This is a genomic window from Actinomyces sp. B33 (genome assembly GCF_028437565.1).
In the GTDB taxonomy this organism is placed as follows: Bacteria; Actinomycetota; Actinomycetes; order Actinomycetales; family Actinomycetaceae; genus Pauljensenia.
Map to the genome: position 1 here is coordinate 118,092 of NZ_JAMRYR010000005.1, position 25,099 is coordinate 143,190.

At 69.0% G+C, this 25,099-nt stretch carries 14 protein-coding genes and 1 other RNA gene; 13 read left to right on the forward strand and 2 right to left on the reverse strand.

All coding sequences use genetic code 11. The annotated features are described in order from the left end of the window. The first annotated feature begins 41 nt into the window (after positions 1-41). The 3 genes from M3T53_RS08785 to M3T53_RS08795 all read left to right on the forward strand — a co-directional run bounded on the left by M3T53_RS08785 (position 42) and on the right by M3T53_RS08795 (position 4,160). The gene (locus M3T53_RS08785) at positions 42-1,097 is read left to right on the forward strand and encodes an ABC transporter substrate-binding protein (protein ID WP_272434148.1); all 1,056 of its coding nucleotides are present in this window, start codon (positions 42-44) and stop codon (positions 1,095-1,097) included. 115 nt (positions 1,098-1,212) lie between these two features. Beyond that, the gene (locus M3T53_RS08790) at positions 1,213-2,958 is read left to right on the forward strand and encodes an ABC transporter permease (protein ID WP_272434149.1); all 1,746 of its coding nucleotides are present in this window, start codon (positions 1,213-1,215) and stop codon (positions 2,956-2,958) included. Between the two features lie 26 nt (positions 2,959-2,984). After that, positions 2,985-4,160, forward strand: coding sequence for an ABC transporter ATP-binding protein (locus M3T53_RS08795; RefSeq protein WP_272434150.1), 1,176 nt, complete (start codon positions 2,985-2,987; stop codon positions 4,158-4,160). Positions 4,161-4,219: 59 nt separating this feature from the next. Here the strand turns inward: M3T53_RS08795 and M3T53_RS08800 are convergent, their stop codons facing one another. Continuing rightward, the gene (locus tag M3T53_RS08800) at positions 4,220-5,710 is read right to left on the reverse strand and encodes an endonuclease/exonuclease/phosphatase family protein (RefSeq protein WP_272434152.1); all 1,491 of its coding nucleotides are present in this window, start codon (positions 5,708-5,710) and stop codon (positions 4,220-4,222) included. A gap of 272 nt (positions 5,711-5,982) precedes the next feature. Between M3T53_RS08800 and prfB the strand changes: the two genes are divergently transcribed. The 5 genes from prfB (at position 5,983) to smpB (ending at position 10,739) form a co-directional block, all read left to right on the forward strand. Beyond that, a complete protein-coding gene (prfB, locus tag M3T53_RS08805; RefSeq protein ID WP_272434153.1) occupies positions 5,983-7,107 on the forward strand; it encodes a peptide chain release factor 2 in 1,125 nt (374 codons plus the stop codon). Between the two features lie 117 nt (positions 7,108-7,224). After that, positions 7,225-7,914 (forward strand): cell division ATP-binding protein FtsE, encoded by a 690-nt coding sequence (gene ftsE / locus M3T53_RS08810; protein WP_272434154.1) that lies wholly within the window; start codon positions 7,225-7,227, stop codon positions 7,912-7,914. Positions 7,915-7,918: 4 nt separating this feature from the next. After that, the gene (gene ftsX, locus M3T53_RS08815; RefSeq protein WP_272434155.1) at positions 7,919-8,833 is read left to right on the forward strand and encodes a permease-like cell division protein FtsX; all 915 of its coding nucleotides are present in this window, start codon (positions 7,919-7,921) and stop codon (positions 8,831-8,833) included. A 13-nt stretch (positions 8,834-8,846) separates the two neighbouring features. Beyond that, entirely contained in the window at positions 8,847-10,124 is a 1,278-nt protein-coding gene (locus M3T53_RS08820) for a M23 family metallopeptidase (RefSeq protein ID WP_272434156.1), read from the forward strand. 84 nt (positions 10,125-10,208) lie between these two features. Beyond that, entirely contained in the window at positions 10,209-10,739 is a 531-nt protein-coding gene (smpB, locus tag M3T53_RS08825; protein ID WP_272434157.1) for an SsrA-binding protein SmpB, read from the forward strand. A 71-nt stretch (positions 10,740-10,810) separates the two neighbouring features. On the opposite strand, the gene M3T53_RS08830 is transcribed toward smpB, so the two are convergent. Beyond that, entirely contained in the window at positions 10,811-11,119 is a 309-nt protein-coding gene (locus M3T53_RS08830) for a hypothetical protein (protein ID WP_272434158.1), read from the reverse strand. 172 nt (positions 11,120-11,291) lie between these two features. Here M3T53_RS08830 and M3T53_RS08835 point away from each other — a divergent pair, with 172 nt between their 5' ends. The 5 genes from M3T53_RS08835 (at position 11,292) to ssrA (ending at position 24,986) form a co-directional block, all read left to right on the forward strand. Next, positions 11,292-13,088 (forward strand): cytochrome c biogenesis protein CcdA, encoded by a 1,797-nt coding sequence (locus M3T53_RS08835; RefSeq protein ID WP_272434159.1) that lies wholly within the window; start codon positions 11,292-11,294, stop codon positions 13,086-13,088. 115 nt (positions 13,089-13,203) lie between these two features. Continuing rightward, on the forward strand, positions 13,204-13,755 hold the full coding sequence (locus M3T53_RS08840) for a sigma-70 family RNA polymerase sigma factor (protein ID WP_272434160.1): 552 nt from the start codon (positions 13,204-13,206) through the stop codon (positions 13,753-13,755). 14 nt (positions 13,756-13,769) lie between these two features. Further along, positions 13,770-14,588 carry an anti-sigma factor gene (locus M3T53_RS08845; RefSeq protein ID WP_272434161.1) on the forward strand — a complete coding sequence of 273 codons (819 nt, stop codon included), beginning with the start codon at positions 13,770-13,772 and terminating at the stop codon, positions 14,586-14,588. A 347-nt stretch (positions 14,589-14,935) separates the two neighbouring features. Then, a complete protein-coding gene (locus tag M3T53_RS08850) occupies positions 14,936-24,433 on the forward strand; it encodes an immunoglobulin-like domain-containing protein (RefSeq protein WP_272434162.1) in 9,498 nt (3,165 codons plus the stop codon). A 177-nt stretch (positions 24,434-24,610) separates the two neighbouring features. After that, positions 24,611-24,986: a transfer-messenger RNA gene (ssrA, locus tag M3T53_RS08855) on the forward strand. The last annotated feature ends 113 nt before the right edge of the window (positions 24,987-25,099 follow it).

The following is a 25,099-nucleotide window of genomic DNA, read 5'->3' on the forward strand; positions in this document are numbered from 1 at the left end:
TGAGGATCCGGCCCTGTTTCGCAGGCTCGAAGGAGAACCCCATGAAGAAACGACACCTACTGGCCCCCTCCGCGCTCCTCGCGTTCGCGATGGCGCTCACCGGATGCGTCGTCCCCGAGTCGCAAAGCGGGGCCTCCTCGGAGCCGGGGTCCGATTCCCTGACGATCGCCTGCGGCGCGATGGAGGACCTCTGCCAGAAATGGACCGAGGAATTCTCCGCGTCCACGGGCATACACGCCACGTACGTGCGCCTGTCGTCCGGGGAGACCGTCGCCCGCCTCGATTCGGCGAAGGACAATCCGGAGTTCGACGTGTGGCACGGGGGACCGGTCGACGGATACGGCGCCGCAGTGGAGAAGGGCCTCATCGAGGCCTATGACTCCCCCTCGGCTGCGGAGATCCCCGACAAGTACAAGGACCCCGGGCACCACTGGACGGGCGTCTACGTCGGCGTCCTCGGGTTCTGCTCGAACAGCGCCGTCCTCGACCAGCTCGGCGTCGACATCCCCGACTCCTGGGACGACTTGACCGATCCGGCCCTCAAGGGGCAGATCTCCACCGCTCATCCGTCGACCTCCGGCACCGCCTTCACGACCCTGTGGACCCAGGTGACGCTGCGCGGCGGCGAGGACGAGGGACTGGACTACATGAAGAAGATGCACAACAACGTGCTCCAGTACACGAAATCCGGCACCGCCCCCGGGCAGATCGCCGGGCGCGGAGAGGTCGGCGTCGGCCTCGTCTTCTCCCACGACTGCGTGAAGTACGCCGAAGAGGGCATGAAGGACCTCGTCGTCTCCTTCCCGCAGGAGGGGACCGGCTACGAGATCGGGGGCGTCGCCCTCATCAAGAACTCGAAGAACTCCGACGCCGCGAAGAAGTACATCGACTGGGCGATCTCCGCAGACGCCCAGAACATCGGGCAGACCGTCGGCTCCTACCAGCTCCTGACCAACCCGAACGCCAAGGCCAACGACAAGATGGTCGATCTCGACGCGGTCACCCTCCTCGACTACGACTTCGCCAAGGCCTCCGCCGCCAAACCGGCGCTGACCGCGCGCTTCGACGAGGAGATCGCCGCGAAGCCCCGGGAGTGACGCCCCTGCCCCTGCGGCCCCGGACCCTCGTTCGGGGCCGCAGGAACAGACCCCCATCCCCTGAATCCAGTCGCGGCGGGCCGCAGCCCCTGCCGTCGAAAGGAACGGCCTCCCCATGTCATCTGTCACGTCCACACCGCCCTCACGGCCCGAGCGGAAGCGGCCGCCGGTGAAACAGCGCACCAGGGTCCGCCAGGACCCCGTCACCCTCCTCATCGTCGCGGCGATCTCCCTGGTCCTGTTCCTCCTCGTCCTCCTGCCCCTCGTCACGATCCTGTCCAGGGCCTTCTCCTCCGACGGCGTCGAGGTCCTCTCCGGGATCGTCTCGACCACGACGAACCGGACGATCGTCGTCAACACCATCGTCCTGGGCTGCGTCGTCGGCCTCATCGGCACCCTCGTCGGGTTCTTCTTCGCCTTCGTCCAAGCACGGGTGGATCTGCCGGGCAAGAAGCTCCTCCACCTCATCTGCCTCATCCCGATCGTCTCCCCGCCCTTCGCGGTGGCGACCGCGTCCATCACTCTGTTCGGCCGCAACGGCATCATCTCGACCCAGCTCATCGGCCAGCAGTGGAACATCTACGGACTGCCGGGACTGACCCTGGTCCTGAGTCTCTCGTTCTTCCCCGTCGCCTACATGAACATGCTCGGCATGCTGCGCAACCTCGACCCGGCGATGGAGGAGGCGGCGGCCTCACTCGGCGCGTCGCGGTGGACGGTGTTCCGCACCGTCACCCTGCCGATGCTCGTCCCCGGGTTCGCGGCCTCGTTCCTCCTCCTCTTCGTCGAGGCGATCGCCGACCTCGCGAACCCCCTCGTCATCGGCGGCGACTACACGGTGCTCGCCTCGCGCGCCTACATCGCGGTCAACGGCGAGTACAACACGGCCGCGGGCAGCGCCTACTCCCTGATCCTCCTCGTGCCCGCCCTCCTCGTGTTCCTCCTCCAGCGCTACTGGGCGGGCCGTTCATCGGCGGTGACGGTCACCGGCAAGCCGACCGGCAGGATCACGACGATCTCCGGGAGCCTCGCGAGGATCCCCCTGGGTGCCGTGGCGGCCCTCCTGGGGTTGTTCATCGTCTCCATCTACGCGACGGTCATCATCGGCGCCTTCGTCAACATCCTCGGCGTCGACAACACCTTCACGCTGGGCAACTTCGAGTACGTGCTCTCCGGCATCGGCAACGACGCGATGATCGACACGACGATCCTCGCGCTCATCGCCACCCCGATCGCCGGCATCCTCGGCATGCTCGTCGCCTGGCTCGTCGTCGTGCGGTTGAGGGCCAGCGCCGGGCTCATGGACTTCCTCGGGATGCTCGGCCTGTCCGTTCCGGGGACGGTCCTGGGCATCGGGTACCTCATCACCTACAACAAGCCGTTGATCGTCGGACGCCTCCAGTTCCTCCCGGCCCTGGCCGGCGGCTCCGCGGTGTTCGGCGGGGCCCTGGCGATCATCCTCGTGTACGTCGCCCGCTCGATGCCCTCGGGCCAGCGATCGGGCATCGCGAGCCTCCAGCAGATCGACAAGAGCATCGACGAGGCCTCGACCTCACTGGGGGCCTCGGGCCTGCAGACCTTCGTCAGGGTGACCATGCCGCTGATCCGCCCGGCGTTCATCGCCGGCCTGACGTACGCGTTCGCCAGATCGATGACGACCCTGTCGCCGATCGTCTTCATCACGACGCCGCGCACGAAGATCATGACGTCGCAGATCCTCGCGGAGGTCGACGCGGGCCGATTCGGCAACGCCTTCGCGTTCTGCACGATCCTCATCGTCATCGTCATGACCGTCATCGGATTGACCAACCTGCTCGTGCGGGACACGTCAGTGACCGCCCAGAACCGTGCGGGCCTGTGAGCCCCGACCAGATCAAGGAGAATCGCATGTCCACTGCACGAAGCGCCGCCCACGGCCAGACCGAGCCCCTCGAGGCGGCGGGAGCGGAACCGGCCTCCGGGCGCCTGCGCCTCGTCGACCTGACGAAGACCTTCGGCGATGCGACCGCGCCCGTCACCGCCGTCGACCACATCGACCTCGACATCCTCCCGGGCGAGTTCATCACGCTGCTGGGACCGTCGGGCTGCGGGAAGACGACGACCCTGCGGATGATCGCCGGATTCGAGGACGCCACCTCGGGCCGGGTGCTGCTCGACGGGGAGAACATGGTGAGCATCCCGCCGAACAAGCGGCCCATGTCGATGGTCTTCCAGTCGTACGCGCTCTTCCCGCACTTGTCGGTGCGCGACAACGTCGCCTACGGCCTCAAGCTCCAGCGCATGGGAGAGCCCGAACTGACCGAGGCGGTCGACGTGGCGCTCGCGGCGATGAACCTCACCGCCATGGCGGACCGGGCCCCGTCGCAGCTGTCCGGCGGCCAGCAGCAGCGCGTCGCCCTCGCGCGCGCCATGGTCGTGCGCCCCAAGGTGCTCCTCTTCGACGAGCCCCTGTCGAATCTCGATGCGAAGCTGCGCGTGAGGATGCGCATCGAGATCCGCCGGATGCAAAAACGCCTGGGGATCTCCTCCGTGTACGTCACGCACGACCAGTCAGAGGCGATGGCGATGTCGGATCGGATCGTCGTCATGAACTCCGGGAGGATCGAGCAGGTGGCGACGCCCGCTGAGATCTACCTCCACCCGGCGTCGGTCTTCGTCGCCGACTTCGTGGGCCGCGCGAACTTCCTCACGGCGAGGGCCCTTGAGGAGGTCGAGCCCGGCAGATTCCTCGTCACCGCCTTGGGCCAGACGTTGACGGTGCGCGCCCAGGAGAAGGCGACTCGGGCCGTCGCCGATGGCGGCGAGGTCGTCCTCATGGTGCGACCCGAGTCGGTGCGGCTCGAGCCGGTCGCGGAGCGGCCGAAGGCGATCACCGGTTCGCTCGGGCAGGTCGTCACCAGCGTCTTCTACGGGGAGACCGTCGAATACGAGATCGAAACGGAGAGCAATTCGATCGTGTGCGTCCAGTCCGATCCGACGAGCGCCTCGCTGCTCGAGGAAGGGGATGTCGTCCGCGTGGCGATCGAGGAGGAGAAGGCCTGGCTCCTCGAATCGGGGGAGTGACGAAACGGCCGGGCCCGACGATACGAGAAGTCGTCGGGCCCGGCCGTTTGTTTCATCGTCTATCGGCGAGAACGGCGCGTCCGCGGCAGGAGGGCGCCTCCCGCGGCCAGGAGGGCTGCCCCTGCGAGGGCGGTGAGGGCGGAGGAGCCGGTAGCGGCCAGCGCCGACGGGTTCTTCCCGCGTGAGCCCTTGTGGGCGGTCTGGGGCGTGCGCCCCTGGGACGCGTCCGCGGGAGTGTCGGGGGAGGGCTGGGGCGAGGGGGCCTCGGGCTGGTCGGGCACGGGGGCGATCGGTTGGGAGCCGCCGGTCTGGGGGTCGTCAGCGGGTGCCGCGGCGGTGGGGAACCTCATCCGCGCCCACACGAGCCGGTGGTCGGACGTGGGGAAGGGGTGGACGCCGGTCAGGCGGAAGAGGGGGTCCTCGCGAGTGGGCCAGAAGACGCGCGCCTCGTTGACCTGGGTGCCGGCGTTGGGCAGGACGTAGTCGATGCGCAGATTCCCGGGACGCGGGTCGTCGCCGAAGTCACCGGTGTCGTATATCGGGTCGGTGAGGTGCTGGGCGTTCGCCCCGCCCTGGAGTCGGGCCTCGATAGGGCCGGCCTTGGAGACGGGCAGGGTGTCGACGACTCGGGGGCTGGTCAGCAGCTGGTCGATGGCACCCGGGTAGGAGTCGCCGTCGAGGGGGTCGGAGTTGTAGTCGCCGAGGATGACGAAGTTCGCGTCGACGGGCAGGCCGCCGACGACCCCGGCGTCGTCGTAGAGGTAGTCGGCGCGGTCGGCGATGTAGTCGGCCCACAGGCGGATCTCGTCGAAGTTGCGCTTCTTGTTGCGCTGCTCGGGGCCGTCGAAGGAGGGCGGGGTCGGGTGGGCGGCGAGGACGTGGACGGTGGTGCCGTCGACGTCGATCGGCAGGTCGGCGTGGGTCTTCGAGGACAGGGGGAAGGCGGCGAGGGCGTCGTCGCCGTACCAGCTGGTGCCGTCCTCCTTGGTCGGCAGGAGGGCGCCGGGCATGTCCTTCCAGAGGAAGTTCTGGAAGGTGCGGATCTCATCGGTCTTGATCGGGTACTTCGAGTAGACGACGAAGCCGTACTGGCCGGGGAAGGCGCCGAATCCCCAGCCGTCATCGGGCAGTGCGATCTTCCCGTCGCCGTTGAGGTCGAATCCGCTGAGGCTGCCGGTGTTGACTGGCCCGGCCCATGCGTAGGGGTAGACCACCGGGTCGGCGCCGTTATGGCCGACTTCGAGATAGTTCGTGCGGAAGAGATCGACGGCCCGGCCCTGGGGGTCGTAGTCGAACTCGTTGATGAGGATGATGTCGGGGGAGACTCGTTGGATCGTCTCGGCGGCGTTGGCGGCCTGCTCGTTGTCGGGGGCGGCGAGGTCGGCGAGGAGCTGTCCCTCGGCGGTGCGGTTGAGGCTGGCGTTGAAGGTGGCGATGGTCAGGGCGTCGGTCGTCGGCGGCGCGGCGGCGTGCGCGGGGGCGGGGGAGGCGGCGATGAGGCCGCAGGCCAGGGGCAGGCATGCGGCGGCCGCGAGCGGGTGCTTCATCATTGAATCTCCTCGGCTCTAGATGTCGGTGGTGGCACGGATGGTAGAGCATTGACACGAGGCCGAGTCAAGGCCGGGTGAGACCGGCCTGGGCGCCGGACGCTGATCTGGGGGCGGTCGGTTGGGCAGGCGAGGCGTTGGGCCGCTGCCGCCTCCCGGCGGCCCCGGTCGGACTTTGTGCACGGGGATGCTATTCGACGCAGTTTTGGGAGTCCGGAGGGCCACGAACGTCGTCGAATAGCATCCCCGTGCACACAAGCGGCTACGCTGACCCCGTGGCCACCGAATTCCCCGAAGAGATCCAGTCCCTGCGCACGACGATGGACAACGTCGTGGCGGTCGTCCAGCCCGACAGGCTCCGCGCCCAGATCGCCGAGCTCTCCGAGCGGGCAGCCGCCCCGGACCTGTGGGACGACCCCGCCCGTGCCCAGGAGGTCACCTCCGCCCTCAGCCACCGCCAGAGCGACCTCGACCGCGTGACCCGAATGGTCGAGCGCATCGACGACCTCGAGGCGATGGTCGAGATGGCCGGCGAGGACCCCGACGAGGCCGCCGAGATCCTCGCCGAGGCCGAGGTCGATCTCGCCGTCCTCAAGAAGGACATCTCCGACCTCGAGATCCGCACCCTCCTCGACGGGGAGTACGACGAGCGCAACGCCGTCGTCACCATCCGATCGGGCGCCGGCGGCGTCGACGCCGCGGACTTCGCCGAGATCCTCCTGCGCATGTACCTGCGCTGGGCCGAACGCCACGGCTACCCGACGAAGGTCATGGACACCTCCTACGCCGAGGAGGCGGGCCTGAAGTCCGCGACCTTCGAGGTCCAGGCCCCCTACGCCTACGGCACCCTGTCCGTCGAGGCCGGCACCCACCGGCTCGTGCGCATCAGCCCCTTCGACAACCAGGGGCGGCGCCAGACCTCCTTCGCGGCCGTCGAGGTCATCCCCCTCATCGAGTCGACCGACCACATCGAGATCCCCGAATCCGAGCTCAAAGTCGACGTGTTCCGCTCCTCGGGCCCCGGCGGCCAGTCCGTCAACACGACCGATTCCGCGGTGCGCATGACCCACATCCCCACCGGCATCGTCGTGTCGATGCAGGACGAGAAGTCCCAGATCCAGAACCGGGCCGCGGCCCTGCGCGTCCTCCAGTCGCGACTCCTCGTCCTGCGCCACGAGGAGGAGCAGGCGAAGAAGAAGGAGCTCGCCGGCGACGTCAAGGCCTCATGGGGCGATCAGATGCGCTCCTACGTCCTCCAGCCCTATCAGATGGTCAAGGACCTGCGCACCGAGTTCGAGTCCGGCAGCCCCCAGAACGTCTTCGACGGCGACATCGACGGCTTCATCAACGCCGGCATCCGCTGGCGCAAGAACGAGCAGAACGCCGCCGCCGACCGGTGAGCCCCGCGCCCGCGCCGAAGAGCCCCGACATGCGCGGGCCGGGCGTGTCACTGGGAGGCGCGGGGGAATCGCGCGCCTAGTCTGATCGGTGACCACGACCCCGATCTGGACGGCCCCATGATTCGATTCGACGACGTCACCATGGTGTACACACCGGGTGCCAGGCCCGCGCTCGACCACGTGTCCCTCGACATCGCGCGGGAGGAGTTCGTGTTCCTCGTCGGCAAATCCGGGTCCGGCAAGTCGACGTTCCTCCAGCTCGTCATGCGCGAGATCAAGACGACGTCCGGCCAGGTGTGGGTGCTCGGCCAGGACGTCTCCACACTGTCGAACTGGTCGGTGCCCAAGCTGCGCCGCCAGATCGGCACCGTCTTCCAGGATTTCCGCCTCCTGGGGTCCAAGACCGTCTACGAGAACGTCGCGCTCGCGATGCAGGTCATCGGCAAGCCCCGTCACGCGATCGAGACGGCCGTCCCCGACGCCCTCGACCTCGTCGGCCTGTCCGGCAAGGAGAAGCGCCTCCCCCACGAGTTGTCGGGCGGCGAGGAGCAGCGGGTGGCGATCGCCCGCGCGATGGTCAACCGCCCCGAGCTCCTGCTCGCCGACGAGCCGACCGGCAACCTCGACCCGGACACGTCGCTGGGCATCATGCGCCTCCTCGACCGGATCAACCGCACGGGGACCACCGTCGTCATGGCGACCCACGACGCCGACATCGTCAACCAGATGCGCAAGCGCGTCATCGAGCTGCACGACGGCCAGATCATCCGCGACCAGGATCGCGGCGTCTACGGATCGGCCAGGTGATCGCGTGAAGCTCCGATTCATCCTCTCCGAGGTCGGCAAGGGACTGTCGCGCAACCGCGCGATGTCGGTCGCGGTCGTCCTCGTGACCTTCGTGTCCCTCCTGTTCGTCGGCGTTGCGGGACTGTCCCAGATGCAGGTCTCGCGCATGAAGTCGCAGTGGTACGACAAGATCGAGGTGTCGATCTACATGTGCGCCATCGACGACGGGAACGCCTCGTGCAACGGCGACGAGGCGACGGACGAGCAGATCGCCGCGGTGAGGGCCAAGTTGGAGTCCCCCGAGATGAGCCAGTACATCGAGCGGGTGTACGAGGAGTCCAAGGAGGACGCCTACGCGAACTTCCTCGAACTGTACGGGGACTCGGCGATCGGCCAGTGGACGAGCGCCGACATGCTGCAGGTGTCCTTCCGCATCAAGCTCGTCGACCCCGAGCAGTACTCGATCATCAAGGAGGAGTTCTCCGGCGTCGCGGGCGTGTCCGAGGTGCGCGATCAGCGCGAGGTCGTCGAGCCCCTGTTCAACGTCATCGACTCGGCGCGGACCCTGGCCCTGGGCCTGGGGGCGGTGATGATCGTCGCGGCGATCCTGCTGATCTCGACGACGATCCGCCTGTCGGCGATGAGTCGCGAGACGGAGACGCAGATCATGCGCTACGTCGGGGCGTCCAACCTGTTCATCCAGGCGCCGTTCATGATCGAGGGGGCGCTCGCGGCGATCGTCGGCGCCCTGGCGGCCATCGGCTCGCTCTTCGCCGGCGTCCACTTCCTCATCCAGCAGTGGCTGGCGCCGGCGTTCGAGTGGACGAGCTTCATCGGCGTGCGCGAGGTGTGGATCATGACGCCGGTGCTGATCCTGGCCGCGGTGCTGCTGGCGCTGGTCGCGTCGGCCGTGTCCCTGGCGAAGTACACGAAGGCCTGATGAGGAGTCGATGATGAGGGTTCTTCCTGGTGCCGACCGGCGAGGGGGCCGACGCGGGCTTATCGCGTTGAGCGCCCTCGCCCTCGCGGCGGGGATCGTTCCCCTCGGGGCGGGGACCGCCGTCGGGGATGACGATCGGGACGCGGTCGAGCAGGAGAAGGACCGCGCCGCGGCGTCCATCTCGGCCCTCAAGGAGCAGGTGACGGATATCGACGCCGAGCTCGCGGGGATCTTCGTCGAGTTGGAGTCCCTCAATACGCAGATCCCGGTCGCGCAGGCGGCCTTGCAGGAGGCGCAGTCGAGGTTCGAGGCCGCCGACCGCGAGCACGAGGTCGCCCTGTCGCAGTTGGAGTCGGCCCAGGCCGAGAGGGGGGCCCTCGACGCGCAGGTGGCGCAGGCGCGGGCCTCCCAGGAGGAGGCGACGCAGGCGATCGCGGGGCTGGCCCGGCAGATGTACAAGGACGGGTCGGCTTCGGCGGTGGCCCTCGCTCTGACGGCGGAGGGATCCGCGTCGATCGATCAGCGGGCCGCGGCCGCGGACGCCTTGAGCCGGACCCAGGCGCAGGCCCTCCACGCGGCCCTGGACTCCCAGGCCTCCCAGCGCACCCGGGTGGCCCGTCAGGAGGCGATCACCGAGCGGATCGCGGCCCTGGAGGAGACGGCCCGCCGGGCCGCGCAGGAGGCGCAGGAGGCGCAGGACGAGGCCGCGGCTCACGTCGTCGAGTTGGACGGCCTCAAGGAGCGGGCCCAGGCCGCGCAGGCCCAGTGGGATTCGCGCAAGGAGGAGGCGGTCTCCCAACTCGCCCAGGCGGAGGCGGATTACCAGGCGAAGGCCGCCGAGCTGGCGGCGATCGACGAGCGCAACCGCGCCGAGCGGGCGTCGTACACGTCGGCGTCGGGGATGCGCAATCCGGTGGACAACATGACGGTGACCTCGCCCTTCGGGTGGCGGACGCATCCGGTTCTCGGGTACGCGAAGTTCCATCAGGGGGTGGATTTCGGGGCCGCGTGCGGCGACAAGGTGTACGCGGTAGCCGACGGAGTGGTGTCGGCGGTGTCGTCGAGCGTGTCGGCGGGCACCTATGTCGACGTCAATCACGGGATGATGGGCGGGGAGTCGACGCTCACCGAGTACCTTCATCTTCAGGCGGTCTACGTGTCGCCGGGGCAGTCGGTGAGCGCCGGAACGGTCCTGGGCGAGGTCGGGATGACGGGGTACGCGACCGGGTGCCATCTGCATTTCGGGGTGACGAAGTCCGGGGCGTACGTCGATCCGTTGATGTACCTGTGACCGCGCTACGATGGGTGGCCGCGCCCGTCGGGGGCGCGGGGTGCGGGCTCGGGGCCCGCCGGTGATTTGAGGAGGGGGTGCGACGTGCCCAAGGAGTGGAAGAAGCCGAAGCCGACCGAGGGGGAGCGCCGCAAGGCCGCCTCGGATGCGAAGAAGACGATCGCCCGCAATAAGAAGGCGCGTCACGACTACCTCATCGAGGATACGTGGGAGGCGGGCCTGGTCCTGTCGGGGACCGAGGTCAAGGCGCTGCGCATGGGGCGCGCGTCGCTCGTCGATTCCTGGGTCGAGGCCAAGGACGGCGAGGCCTGGTTGTACGGGGCGAACATCCCGATGTACGCCCAGGGGTCGTGGAACAATCACGCGCCGACCCGCAAGCGCAAGCTCCTGCTCCATAAGGCGGAGATCCAGCGGATGCAGCAGAAGGTCATGGCCAAGGGGTACACGATCGTCCCGTTGGAGCTGTACTTCATCGGCGGCAGGGCCAAGGTCGAGGTGGCCCTGGCCAAGGGCAAGCAGGAGTGGGATAAGCGCCAGGCGTTGCGCGAGGCCCAGGATCGGCGCGAGGCGCTGCGCGAGATGCGCCGGTACGCGAAGCGCCCTGCGGGACGCTGATCGTCGGGATCGCAGACGCGTGCGGCGGGTGACGATTGCGTCACCCGCCGCACGATCGTCCCGACCGGGGGTCAGTGGGAGTCGGAGGACTTCCCGTCGTGCATCTTGTCGTCGCTCATCTTCCCGTCGTCCATCTTGTCCTTGCCGTCGTGCATCTTGCCGTCCGACATCGCACCGTCGTGCATCTTCCCGTCGTCCATCTTGTCCTTGCCGTCGTGCATCTTGTCGTCGCTCATCTTGCTGTCCGACATCTGCGAGGAGTTCGAGGTCTTCCCGTCGTTCATCGAGTCGCCTCCGGCGCCCCCCGCGTTCGAGCAGGCGGCGAGGCCGACGGCGGCCGAGGCGAGGATCATGGCGGAGGCGGCGAGCTTACGGATCATGAGGATTCTTCTTTCGTCGTGGACGCCCTTCATCGGCGTCTTCGCAGATTGTTCGGAGCCGACGACTCGCCGGATTGGTCCTGTTCGAGTGATCTATGCCATAGCAGGATTCGCCGATCCATCCGGGCGAGGACTCCGAACCAGGGGTGACGACAACAGAAAGGTGTCACCCATGCTCAGCGTGGTCCTCATCGGCTTCCTCGGAGGCCTCATCACCGGGATCTCCCCATGCATCCTCCCGGTCCTCCCCGTGATCTTCCTGTCCGGCGGCGCCCAGGGCGCGCGCGCCCAGGACCAGTCGGCGGCCCCGAAGATCACCTTCGCCCCCGCCGGCATCGGCCTGGGGACATCGGGCGCCCCGGGGGCAGCGCCGATGGCCTCCTCGACGGGCGCCTCTCCCATGCCCCAGGTTTCGCGCTGGCGCCCCTATCTGGTGGTCCTCGGCCTGGTCATCAGCTTCACGGTGTTCACCCTCCTGGGGTCGGCGCTCTTGACCCTCCTGGGCCTGCCGCAGGACTTCATCCGATGGACCGGGGTGGTCCTGCTCGCGGCGATCGGCATCGGGATGCTCTTCCCGCAGGTCATGGAGTTCCTCGAGAAGCCTTTCGCCCGATTCGGGCGCTCCGGCGGCAAGAGGCCGTCGAACGGCTTCCTCCTCGGCCTCGTCCTGGGCGCGGCCTACGTCCCGTGCGCCGGCCCCGTCCTCGCCGCCGTCTCCGTCGCGGGGACGACCGGTCAGATCGGCGTCGAGACCGTGGCCCTGGCCTCCTCCTTCGCCATCGGCACCGCCGTCCCCCTCCTCTTCTTCGCCCTCGCCGGTCGCAAGCTCACCGAGCGCATCGCCGCATTCCGAACCCGCCAGCGCGCCATTCGCATCACCGCGGGCGTCGCGATGATCGCCCTGGCCGTCGGCATCGTCACCGACCTGCCCGCCACCATCCAGCGCGCCCTGCCCGATTACACGTCGGCGATTCAAAAGAGCACCGACGAGGCGCTCCACGGCCCCTCGGGGGCCGGCGCGTGCCAGCCCGGCTCCGAGTCCCTCGGCGATTGCGGCCCCCTGGCCCCGATCAGCGGCATCGTCTCCTGGTTCAACACGCCCGGCGACGCGCCGATCGCCGAGGCCGACCGCGCGGGCAGAGTCGTCCTCGTCGACTTCTGGGCCTACTCGTGCATCAACTGCCAGCGCGCGATCCCCGGGGTCGAGCGGATCTACGAGACCTACAAGGACTCCGGCCTGGAGGTCATCGGCGTCCACTCGCCCGAGTACGCGTTCGAGCGCGAGGTCGACAACGTCAAGGACGGCGCCGCCAGGCTCGGAGTCTCCTACCCGGTGGCCGTCGACTCCGACCTCGTCACCTGGCAGAACTTCGACAACCACTTCTGGCCCGCCCAGTACCTGTCCGACGCGAATGGGCGTCTGCGCTACTTCGCCTACGGCGAGGGCGGCGAGGAGACCCTCGAGCGCCACATCCGCTCGCTCCTGACCGAGGCGTCCCCCGGCGTCGCATTGCCGGCCGCGATCTTCGCCGACGGCGAGGAGGCTGACGAGGCCGCCCTCGGCGCGCGCACCCCGGAGACCTACCTCGGCTCGGCCCGGGCCGAGCGCTGCCAGTGCGACGAAGGGCGGGTCGCGCCGCTGAGGAACGGCGAGCACGGCTTCTCCTTCCCCACCGACCTCGACCTGCACCACTTCGCCCTCGACGGCCAGTGGAGCGTCTCGGACCAGTCGATCTCCCCGAACGGCGGGACCGCGGGACTGCGCCTCCACTACGAGGGCCGTCAGGTCAACCTCGTCGCCTCCGGGAAGGGGAAGATCCGGTACACGGTCGACGGCCAGACCCGCGAGCTGATGGTCGACGGGGTCCCCAACGGCATCGAGCTCGTCTCCACGGACGAGACGTCGCAGGGGATCCTCGATCTCGAGGTCGATGAGGGCCTGGAGCTCTACTCCTTCACCTTCGGGTGAGGGTATGCGCTGGGCGCGCGAGTCCCCAACGAGGACTCGCGCGCCCAGCGCGGCGCGGGGGCCGTTCCCCCGCCCGTATCAACGGATCGAGGATCGGCCCGTCTACTATGTGGGGGTGAATGACAGTGACATCGCAGACGAGGAGCTCGTGGGCCTGGTGGCGCGCGGCGATGAGCAGGCCTTCGCCGACTTCTACGACAGGTGGTCGGGCCGGCTCTTCGGCCTCATCCTCAGGATCCTCGTCGATCGGGCGCAGGCCGAGGAGGTCCTCCAGGAGGTATTCCTCGAGGCGTGGCGGTCGGCCGGCGGGTTCGATCCGTCCCGCGGGTCGGCTCGAGGGTGGATCGTCACGATGGCGCGGCGTCGGGCGATCGACAGGGTGCGGGCGAGCCAAGCCGCGCGGGACCGCGAGTCCCGGGCGAGTCTCGAGGGTATCCCCTTCGACGAGACCGCCGAGGCGGTGCACGCGTCCATCGCCGCCCGCGAAGTGCGCGAGGCCCTCGATGAGATCGGCGAGCCGCATCGATCGACGGTGATCCTCGCGTATTTCACGGGGTTGACGCATCAGGAGATCGCCGAGCGCAGCGGGGCGCCGCTGGGCACTGTCAAGACGAGGATCCGCGACGGGGTGATCCGCCTGCGGACGATACTGGGAGTCGAGGGATGAAGGAGGGAGCACCGATGAGTCGGATGAAAGGCGACGGGCGGGGCGTCGCCGGGGTCGGTGACGACTGTGAGGGCGTCGACCGCGAGGTGGCGGGGATCCTCGGGGCGTCCTTGACGCCGGTGGCCCCTCCCGAGCGGATCCGCGCGGCGCTGCTCGACGAGATCTCGCGCACGGCTCAGGACGATCCGATCGAGGCCCCGACGCCGCTGCGATCCGATCGGGTGCCCGGAGGGCGGGCTCCGGTCGAGGAGGCGGAGGGGGCGACGGTCGTCGAGTTCCGTCCGCGCCGCGTGACGCGGTGGCTGTCGCGGGCCGCGGCGGCCGCGGCGGTGGTCGTCGTCGGCCTGGGGGGCTACCAGTACGGTCGGATGTCGACGATGGAGACGATGTCGGATGCGACCTCGTACGCCAAGCTCAATCAGATGCAGGACGTCGAGCGGGCGTCCGACACGATGCCCGACGGGCACATCGCGACCCTGACGTGGTCGGAGTCGATGGATATGGCGGCCGTCGCCCTGCCGGCGGCGATGACCGAGGGGATGGATGGCGAGGACGGGCCGTTCCTCCACGTGTGGGTTCGCAGGAACGGGGTCGTCGAATCGGCCGGCGTGTACGAGCCGAGCAGGGGGATGGAGTTCTCCTTCATCCATCTGATGCCCGCGGAGGGCACTGACGTCCTCGTCACGCAGGAGCCGTCGAAGGGGGCGGATCGTCCGACGGGGGAGCCCCTTGTCGTCATCCACGTCGGCGCCCGGGGAGGCGCTCCGGAGGGTCTGGGATCCGGGTCCGGCTCGGCGGCGGGGTCGGCCGCCGCGGTGTCCGATCGCGCGTAGCGCGCGGGCCTGGGCGCCGGGGCCGGTGGGGGATGAGTCGCCGGACTGAGGCGTCGCGGTGCGACGGGGTCCTCGCGAGGCGGTAGGAATCGGCGCGCCGATGCAGGAGCGCTGCGATGAGCGTGCTCCGGGAGCCCGCGGCATCGGATTCCTCAGAGGCCGGAGTGCTCGAGAGGCGATGATCTCGAGTAAGTGTTGACGGAGCCCGTCGAATACGGTTAACGTTCACACATCTGTGGTCCGACGGTGGGCCCATGCCCGTCCGGCGAAGCGGCCGCGACGGCGCCACCTCGACGACGGACCTGAACACGCCCAGTCCCCTGGCCGATCAGCAGGAGCCGATACACATGAGACGTCACCACACGCCCCTGAGAACAGGGATCGTCGCCGCAGCACTGGCCGGACTCGTCGGCACGGGGCTGATCGCGGTCCCGGCCGCGCCGGCCACAGCCGCGACCACCGATCCCATCGCCGAATACCTCTTCACCAGCGCGCCGGCGGACTCCACGACCATCAAGAACACCGCCCCCGACGCGACCGTCGGCGACGCCCGTGTCCGCAACGGGGCGGCAAGGCACTGGACCGACTCCTCCCTGCTCCTGACCGGTGGCTCCAAGACCGGCTCGGGCACCTGGGTCGAACTGCCCGACGACCTCCTGAAGGGCTCCGAGCAGGCGACCGTCCAGATGGAGGTCAAGGCCGACGCCCCGATGCTCAACGCCTTCCACTTCCTGTGGAACATCGGCAACGACTCCTCCGACACCGAGTACTTCTTCTCCTCCCTCAACTGCGGCAACGGTCGTCGCCCCCTCGTCGGCATCAAGGCCTCCGGGCGCGAGGAACTCGTCCAAGCCGGCTCCTGCGGCGTCAGCGCGGACCAGTGGATCTCCGTGACCTCCGTCGTCGAGGACTCCACCGCGTCCCTGTACATCGACGGCGTGCGCGTCGCCTCCGGCCCCGTCAGCGCCACCCCCGCGAAAATCGCCGACCAATCCCTCAACGCCATCGGGCGATCCCCTTGGCCCGACCCCCTCTTCTCCGGCGCCGTCTCCTCGTTCCGCGTGTGGAACCGCGGCCTGAGCGCCGACGAGATCGCCGACCTGTCCGCGCGCGACGCCACACTCCACGAGACGGCGATCACCGCTCGCGCCCAAGCGATCCTCGACGGGCTGACGATGCCCTCCGGCAGCATCGACGCCGACTTCGTCACCCTGCCGACCGCCTCCGGCGCAGTCGCATGGACCTCGTCGGCCCCCGAGGTCATCGCCCCCACCGGGGCCGTCGTCCGGCCCTCCCTCGGAGCCGAGCCCGTCCAGGTCGACCTCACCGCGACGGCGACCGTTCGCGGCCTGAGCGCCACCCGCACGGTCCGCGTCACCGTCGAGCCCTCGACGCTCACCGACGCCGAGCGGCTCGACCAGACCGCCCAGGCCTACGCGATCCAGCCCGTCCTCCAATCCGGGACGACCCTGCCCGCCGGCCCCGCCGGCACCACGCTGACCCTCGCCGGCGACGCCTCCATCGGCGTCGACGAAGCCCGAACCGTCACCGTCGCCGGCGACCAGCCCGTCGAGGGCACCATCACGGCCACCATCGCCAAGGACGGGGCCACCGTCGTCAAGGCCTTCCCGGTCACCGTCCTGCCCCGCTCCGCCTCCACCCAGATCCTCTCCTACCACCGCACCGCCACCACCGAAGACCGCGCGAACAACGGCGATATCGCCTACTCGATGCACCTGGCCCTCGACGAGAACGGCACATGGACCCCCCTCAACGAGAACTACGGCGTCTTCTTCGCCCGCACCGCGACCTCGCCGGCCCAGAACGAAGACATCAACACCTCCCTGCACCGCTCCCTCAAGGACCCCTCGCTCTTCACCGCCGCCGACGGGACCTACGGCGTCGTCGCCGTGCGCACCGCCCGCGGAACCGCGCAGGCCGACGCGACCGGAGCCACCTCGATCCTCGTCGCCTCGTCGAAAGACCTGCTCTCCTACGAGGAGGCCGCCGACTCCGGCTCGATCATCGACGTCGGCGAGACCAACGGCGTCAACGCCCCCTACGTCGTCTGGGACTCCTCGCAGAAGCACTACCTCGTCGGCTGGACCGACGACGGCGGCATCGACAAGCACACGACCTTCGACTCCCTCGCCGACTCCACCGCCACCCACGGCCCCGTGCGCGTCGGCGCGGTCAGCGTCTCCGGCTCCGTCGACGACCCCGGCATCGAGGACTACGCCGCCGGACGATCGATCGCGATCCCCGCCAGCGTCGCCGACGCCCTGAAGGTCCGCCTCGGACGAGTCGTCAACACCGGCGCCTCGACGATCGCCGGCGTCTCCGTCGACGTCGACACCCCCGTCGCCGAACTCCCCCTGGCCTCGACCATCGACCTGTCCTACTCCGACGGCTCGACCGCGACCCTGCCCGTATCCTGGGACCTCTCCCTCGTCGACACCTCCAAACCCGGCTCCTACCAGGCCACCGGCACCGTCCTCCGGGACGAGTACCCCGTGCCCTTCGCCGAGGAGCGCGCCGACCCCTCCGTCTACAAGTGGCAGTGGAAGCGCGAGGACGGCGCCCAGACGAAGTACCTGATGATCGCCACCAACGACATCCGGGGCGACAACGTCTGGCAGAACGGCACCCCCCACATGCCGATCCGCATGGCCGACTCCATCACGGCGCTGGCCGACACCCCCGGGGACTCGACGGGGCTCATCGACTCTCGCGGCTACAACCCGAAGGAGTCGGTCCTCATGTCCAAGGGGCAGCGCAACTCCCAGGGCCAAGCCATCACCGGCTCCTTCTGGGCGCCCGAATTCCACGAGATCGACGGGAAACTGACGATCCTGTTCATGCCCAGCTACAACTCGCGCTGGACCGATGGCGCAGCCGCCTACACCCAGCTCAAGAAGGACGACAAGGGATTCGACCTCGACCCGACCGTCGCCGCGAACTGGACCGTTCCCACAACGGTGACCCGGGCCGATGGCAAGCCCCTGGCCACCACCGCCTCCGGCGGCGTCGGCATGTCCCTCGACATGACCTACTTCACGGATCAGGCCGGCCAGTCCTACTACGCCTGGCAGCAGCTCGGCGCCATCTACATCGCGACCATGGATCCCGCCGACCCGTCGAAGGTCACCTCGATCCCGCGCCGCATCGTCGCCCCCGAATACGCGTGGGACAACGCCATCGCCGAGGGCCCCAACGTCGTCGAGCGCGACGGCAAGCTCTACCTCATCTACTCCGGGTCCGCCGTCGGCAAGTCCTACACGACCGGACTGGCCGTCGCCGACGCCTCCGGGGCCTCCGACCTCACCGACCCGGCCTCCTGGGCCAAACTCAACTACCCGATCCAGAAGTCCGGGATCTTCAACGGCCAGTGGCAGCTCGGCACCGGGCACGGCATGTGGACGGAGGACGAGCACGGATCGATGCTCTACGTCTTCCACGCCTACGCCAACAACACGCCCGGGTACTCGAACTACTCCGGCCGCGACATGTTCGTGCGCCGCGTCCACTGGGCCTCCGACTCCATGCCGATCTTCGACATGGACCTCGACGAGGAGGTCGCGCCGCGCTTCGCCACGGTCACCGCGACCGTCACCGTCGGCGGGGGAGGGGTCGACGTGCCCGCACCCTCGGCCCACTACGACATGACCCGCTCGGCAGGAAAGCTCGTCGACGTCTCCGGCAACGGCCACGACGCCGCCCTGACCGGGATGGACGACGCCTCCTTCATCGACATCGACGGGCAATCCATCGCCGACTTCACCGGCACCGGCTACGCCACCCTCCCGTCGGGCCCGATCACCCGCGGCGACAACGACTTCACCGTCGAGATCACCGTCGCCGGGGCCGCCCTGCAGAACCAGTTCGGCTGGGTCATCGGCGACGGCATCGGCGACTGGAACACCACCCGGCTCGGCAACTACGTCTTCGTCAACCCGGCGTCGAGCGAACGCGCCGGAGGAATCCTCGCCGGGATCCGCGTCAAGAAGGGATCGAGCAACGGGGAGGTGCGCATGCCCGCCGGCGGCGCCATGTCCTCGACGTCCTTCACGACGGTGACGATGACCTCCAAGGACAACAATCTGTCCCTGTACGTCGACGGCAAGAAGGTCTCCACCGTCGACCACGAGTACTCTCTCTCCGACATCGTCCCCACCGGGGACGTCCTCGGGTACATCGGGCGCTCCCTGTACCGGCCCGACGGGCTCCTCAAGGCCAAGGTCTCCGACGTCAAGCTCTGGGATAAGGCCCTGACCCCCGCCGAGGTCGCCTCGTCGGCGCCCGGCGCCGCCGAGCGCACCAAGCTCTTCCAAGCGATCCTCGACCGCGACATCCTCGCCGCCATGCTCGGCGGCAACGCGTCGGCCGAGGAGATCACCCAGGACCTCACCCTGCCCGCCTCCGTCAACGGCATGGCCCTGACCTGGCAGTCCTCCGCGCCCCAGACGATCAGCGCCACCGGCGTCGTCTCGCGCACCAGCCAGGACGTCCCCGTGACGATGACCGCCACCGACACGACCGGCACCCCCCACTCCTTCGCGCTCGTCGTCAAGGCGATCAGCGAGAACGAGGTCGCCGCCCAGGTCGCAGCGGATCTCGACGCCATCGGCCTCGACGAGGTCGCCTACGAGAACCTGCCGCTCGTCGCCTCCGGGACGAAGTACGCCTCGGCGATCACGTGGACGTCCTCCGACCCCGCCCTCGTCACCGAGACGGATCCGGGCTATACGGCCGCGCCCGTCGGCGCCACCGACCCCTATGCGGGCGCAGGCATCGTCACGAGGCCGGCCTACGGCGCCGGCAACGCCGCCGTCACCCTGACCGCTACCGCCGTCAAGGGCGAGGCGCGCGAGAGCCGCACCTTCAACGTCACCATCGCCGAACTCGGGCGCAGCGCGCCCGACGCCGGATACGCGGCCGCCTACTTCACATCCGATAGCGACGAGAAGGTCTACGAGGCCTACACCACGGAGAACAACTTCTTCACCTTCACCCCGGCCAACGGATCGAAGCCGGTCCTCGCGCCGACGACCGACACCACCGGCCTGCGCGACCCCTACATCCTGCGCTCGGTCAACGGCGACAAGTACTACATGGTCGCCACCGACCTGTGCATCGGATGCGGGACCTCATGGGGCGACGCCCAGTCCAAGGGCTCGCTCAAGATCGAGGTGTGGGAGTCCACCGACCTCGTCACCTGGACGAGGACGAACGAGAACGAGGACACCGGCATCACCGTCAACCGGCCCGAGGCCGGCATGACGTGGGCGCCCGAGGTCGCCTGGGACGAGCACCTCCAGGCGTACGTCGTGTTCTTCGCCTCGCGCCTGTACGACGACGTCCAGCACACCTCGACCTCCACCGGGGGCCACGCCCGGATGTTCTACGTCATCACCCGCGACTTCGAGCACTTCACCTACCCGCCGCAGACGTGGCAGGACACGGGACGCGCGAGGATCGACTCGACCGTCACGAAGATCGGCGACTACTACTACCGGTTCACCAAGAACGAGGACAGCGGCGCCGCCGACGGACTCGAGCGCGGCAAGGACATCTTCCTCGAGCGCTCCACGGTCCTCACCGCGCCGACGGCCTCGTCGAACTGGGACGCCGACCCGACGACGACCTGGCAGCTCGTCGACACCGCGATGACGACGAAGATCACCGGCCAGGCCGGCGAGGGCCCGCAGATCGTCAAACTCAACGAGGGCGACCCGAATAACGCGGGCGACACCTACGCGTTCCTCGTCGACAACTACGGCAACGGCGGATACGTCCCGTTCCTCGCCGAGGGCAGCTCCATCGCCGCCTCGGCGAAGGGCTCGCGGCTGTCCGAACGGGCCGACTGGAAGGCCCACTCGACGAGCGGCCTGCCCGCCAGCCCGCGCCACGGCGCCTTCGTCAACGTGCCCCAGACGGTGCTCGACGCGATGGACTCGTGGACGGGGATCGCTCCGGTCGCCTCGACCACCAAGGTCACCGTCGCCGACTCCGTGGCGACCGCCGTCGTCACCGCCGCCGACCGCGGCGACGTCATCGGCACCGTCACCTTCTCCTCGGGGCAGTGGAGCCGGACCATCGACCTGACGGACCACCGGGCCAACGTCGAGGTGCCCGACACCGTCACCGGCGTCATCACCGCGTCCTACGACGGATTCCGCGACGGCCTCGTCAAGACGTCGACCGGAACGGTCAACGCCGACGGGACGCCGACCGGCGACGGCACGGACGACGAGCCGATCGACACCCAGGTGCCCGCCGCCGACGTCCACTACGCCTTCGACGAGGCGCCCGCGGACGGGCGCACCATCGACAACGTCGCCGGCGACGGCCTCGACGCCGCGCTCGAAGGCACGGGAGGCGTCTTCGCCAACGGCGCCCTCGCCCTGCCCGGCGGCGCCGCCGGCTCCGACGCGGCCCACGTGACGATCCCCGGACGGGCCTTCGACGGCCGCGACGTCGTCACCATCAACATCTGGATGGCCAACGCCACCGGCAACGGCAACTACGCCGGCGCCTACGTGGGCAACGCCTCCCAGAACAACGGGTACTGGCTGTTCAACCCGTCGAACCCGAACGGGCGCGTCAAATCCGTCATCACCACCGCGACCCCGTCCTCGCCGAGCACGTCCCCGTGGTCGACCGAGCGCGGGACCGCCGAGCGGGCCTCCACGTCGTCCATGGCGATGTACACGACCGTCATCGACGGCAAGAACGGCGTGATGTCGGTCTACCTCAACGGGCACAAGATCTCCGACACGGCGATCACCACGGACCTGACGAGCTTCGGCGACCTCGTCGCCTTCATCGGCAAGTCGCCCTACCCCGACGCGTTCTTCAAGGGCACGGTCGACGACTACTCGCTGCACTACTCGGCGCTGTCGCCCAGGCAGATCACCGCCCTGTACCGCTCGCAGGCCCTCGAACGCGCCAAGGCCCAGGTCGCGGCCGCGATCCCCGCGACCGCCACCGAGGACTTCGCCCTGCCGACGACGGCCGCCGGCGTCACGGTCCGCTGGGCCGTGGCCGACGGCGACGCGATCGGCATCGACGGAGCCCGCGCCCGAGTCTCCCGTCCCGCCGCCGAGGCCGGGGACGCGACGGTCCGTCTCGTCGCGACCTACGTCATGGACGGGACCAAGGTCTCGACCTCCGAGCGCGAGGTCCTCGTCCCGGCGGACCTGTCCGACCAGGACAAGGCGCAGGCCGACCTCGACGCGGTGTCAATCGTCAACGCCGAGGACATGCGGACGAACTTCTCCGTGCCGACTCAGGGCGCCCACGGGTCGACCATCGCCTGGAGCGTCGTCGACGACGGGGGAGCGCAGGCCGACATCGGCGAAGGCGTCAACTCGGCGTCCCGGACCGTGACGGTGCGCCGTCCCGCCGCGGGCAACGACCCGGTGACCCTCACCCTCAAGGCCGTGTCGACGAACGGCGGGGGGAGCGCGACGAAGCAGTTCACGGTCGTCGTCCAGCCGATGCCGTCCGATGAGGACGCGACCGAGGCCTACGTGTGGGCGTTCTTCACCGGTGAGGGCGACGGCGCCGAGAAGATCTCGATCGCGGCGTCGAAGGGCAACGACGCGCTGGCGTGGAACACGCTGAACAACGGCGTCCCCGTCATCGAGTCGACGGCCGGCACCGGCGGTCTGCGCGACCCGTTCATCCTGCGGTCCCACGAGGGCGACAAGTTCTACATGATCGCCACGGACCTCAAGGTCGCGGGCCTGGCGGGCGGCTTCACGACCGCCCAGCGCGAGGGCTCCCGGTACATCGAGATCTGGGAGTCGACGGACCTCGTCAACTGGTCGCAGCAGCGCCACGTCAAGGTGTCGAGCGATCTGGCGGGCAACACCTGGGCACCGGAGGCGTTCTACGACGAGGCGAGCGGCACGTACGTCGTGTACTGGGCGTCGAACCTCTACGACTCGCCGGACGCGTCGGCGCGCACCTCGCTGACCTACAACCGCATGGTGTACGTGACGACCGATGACTTCGTCAGCTTCTCCGAGCCGACGGTGTGGATCGACTCCCAGCGCGGCAACGGCCGCGACGGCAAGGGCGCGATCGACGTGACCGTCGGATACGAGGACGGCGTCTACTACCGCGTCTACAAGGACGAGCGGGACATGTCCCTGCGCGAGGAGAAGTCGACGAACCTCTTCGCCGAGCTCCACGGCGAGTTCGCCGACGCGCAGGGCCCGGCCGACGAGTGGACGCTCATCGGGGCCAAGCTCCTCGACGGCCTGGACAACGCCTGCGCCTCGTGCGGCGGGAAGTTCACCGCGGGCGAGGGGCCGACGCTGTTCCCCGCGAACGAGGGCGACGTCAACGGCGCCAAGTGGTTCCTCTTCGCCGACCAGCCGAACTATCACGGCGGGCCGAACCACTACATCGGTTTCGCGACCGACCGGTCCCTCGCCGAGACCGGGGCCGACGGGTGGTACTCGGTGGCTCAGAAGCTGTCGGCGAACATGCCGCAGAACGCCGATGGCGGCAAGCCGCGTCACGGCACGGTCATCCCGGTGACCCGAGACGTCTACCAGAAGGTCCTCGAGGAGCTCCAGCCCGATATCGCCGTGGCCTCGGTGGCGGCGATGGAGGTGTCGACGACCGTCGGCACGGTCCCGGTGCTGCCCGCGTCGGCTGAGCTGACGATGGCGGACGGGAGCTCGTCGACGGCGGAGGTCGTGTGGGAGGAGGTCGCCGCCGAGTCCTACGCGACGCCGGGGACGTTCACGGTGCGCGGAGTCGCGCAGAACGATTCGCGCGAGCCGGTCGAGGTCGTCGTGACGGTTTCGCCGGTGCCGTCCTCGGACGCGTCGCTCGCGTCGTTGACGATCGCGGGGGTGACGGTCGATCTGACCCGCGATCCGCTGGCCGTCGAGGTCGCCGACCCGCGGGCGCTGACCGCCGACGGGGTCGTCGCCGTTGCCTCGGACGAGGGGGCGAGGGCCGAGGTCGTTGTCGAGGGGACGACGGTGACGGTCACGGTGACCGCTGAGGACGGGACGACGGCGCGGTACTCCGTGTCGGTCGGCCGGGCTCCGGAGCCGACGCACGATCCCGCGGTGGTTCTCGACGACGATGAGGTCGTGCGCGGCCAGATACTGGCGATCACCGGCACCGGGTTCGTGCCGGGGGCGTCGGTTGAGGCGGTGTTCCATTCGACTCCGGTGGCGATCGGCGTTGAAGAGGCCGATGGCGACGGCGGCGTGGGGTTCACCTTCACGGTTCCCGCCGATGCCGAGTTCGGCGAGCACCGGGTGGTGCTGACGCAACCGAGCACCGGACTGGAGGCCGAGGCGGCGCTCGCGGTGTTCAGGGGGGAGAACCCGGACGAGCCGGTTGATCCGGATCAGCCGGTGGACCCGGTGGACCCGGATCAACCCGTGGACCCGGTGGACCCGGATAAGCCCGTGGACCCGGTGGACCCGGATAAGCCGGTGAACCCCGTGGACCCGGATAAGCCGGTGGACCCGGTGGACCCGGATCAGCCGGTGGACCCCGTGGACCCGGATCAGCCGGTGGACCCCGTGGACCCGGATAAGCCCGTGGACCCGGTCGATCCGGATAAGCCTGTGAATCCCGTGGACCCGGATAAGCCGGTGGACCCGGCTCAGCCGGACACCCCGGTGGCTCCGGATGATTCGAAGGGCGGTGACGGCGTCAAGCTCAAACCGTCCGTCGGGAAGAAGCCGGCGGCGACGCCCGGCCGCGCGCTGGCGGTGTCCGGATCGAATGCCCTGGTGGTGTCAGCGGGGGCTCTGTCCCTGCTCGGGATCGGCATCGGGGCGGTTAGGAGGAGTCGCAAGACTCGCTGAAATCGGTCCCGATGATCCGATGACGGGGCGGGCGGTGTCGCGCGGGAACGCGGTGCCGCCCGCCCCCTCTTATCGCATCGTCGGTTCGGATCGTGGGGAGTCGTTCGCCTTGTGAAGGGGGAGGCGACCAGATAGGCTGAGAGTCCGGCCGGTGGCCGGTGGGTGAAGAACTCAATAGGGGATGATCGGTTTCGACGGCGGTCGTCGATCGAGGGGAAGCGGGCCGAGAACGTGCGCTCAACTCGTTAACGCTGCGTGCAAACCAATAGGTGCCGAACAGAACCGCACCGACTACGTTCTCGCCGCCTGATATCGCCGCGTGAACCTTTAGTCCGTCAGCCCGGGTGGTGCTCTCAGCCCGGTGTCTGGCGTCGTTCAGAGAGCCACTGGGTGGGGGTCATGTTGGTGGGCCCTCTCCAACACTTCATCAACTGAGCCTACTGGCAGCAGGCCTGCATGACGTCAGGGGCTGAGAAATAATCAGCAGGATGCGCCCGGAGAAGACCTCGGGGCCGGCCGTCGGACGGGGGTTCGATTCCCCCCATCTCCACGCTAGGGACCCCGGGACCGCATGGTCCCGGGGTTTTCCCTTGCTCCTCTGCGGTTTTCTCCGCCTCCCATCCGATCCGCCATGCCACAGGATGGGGCAGGGCGGGGCATAGTTAG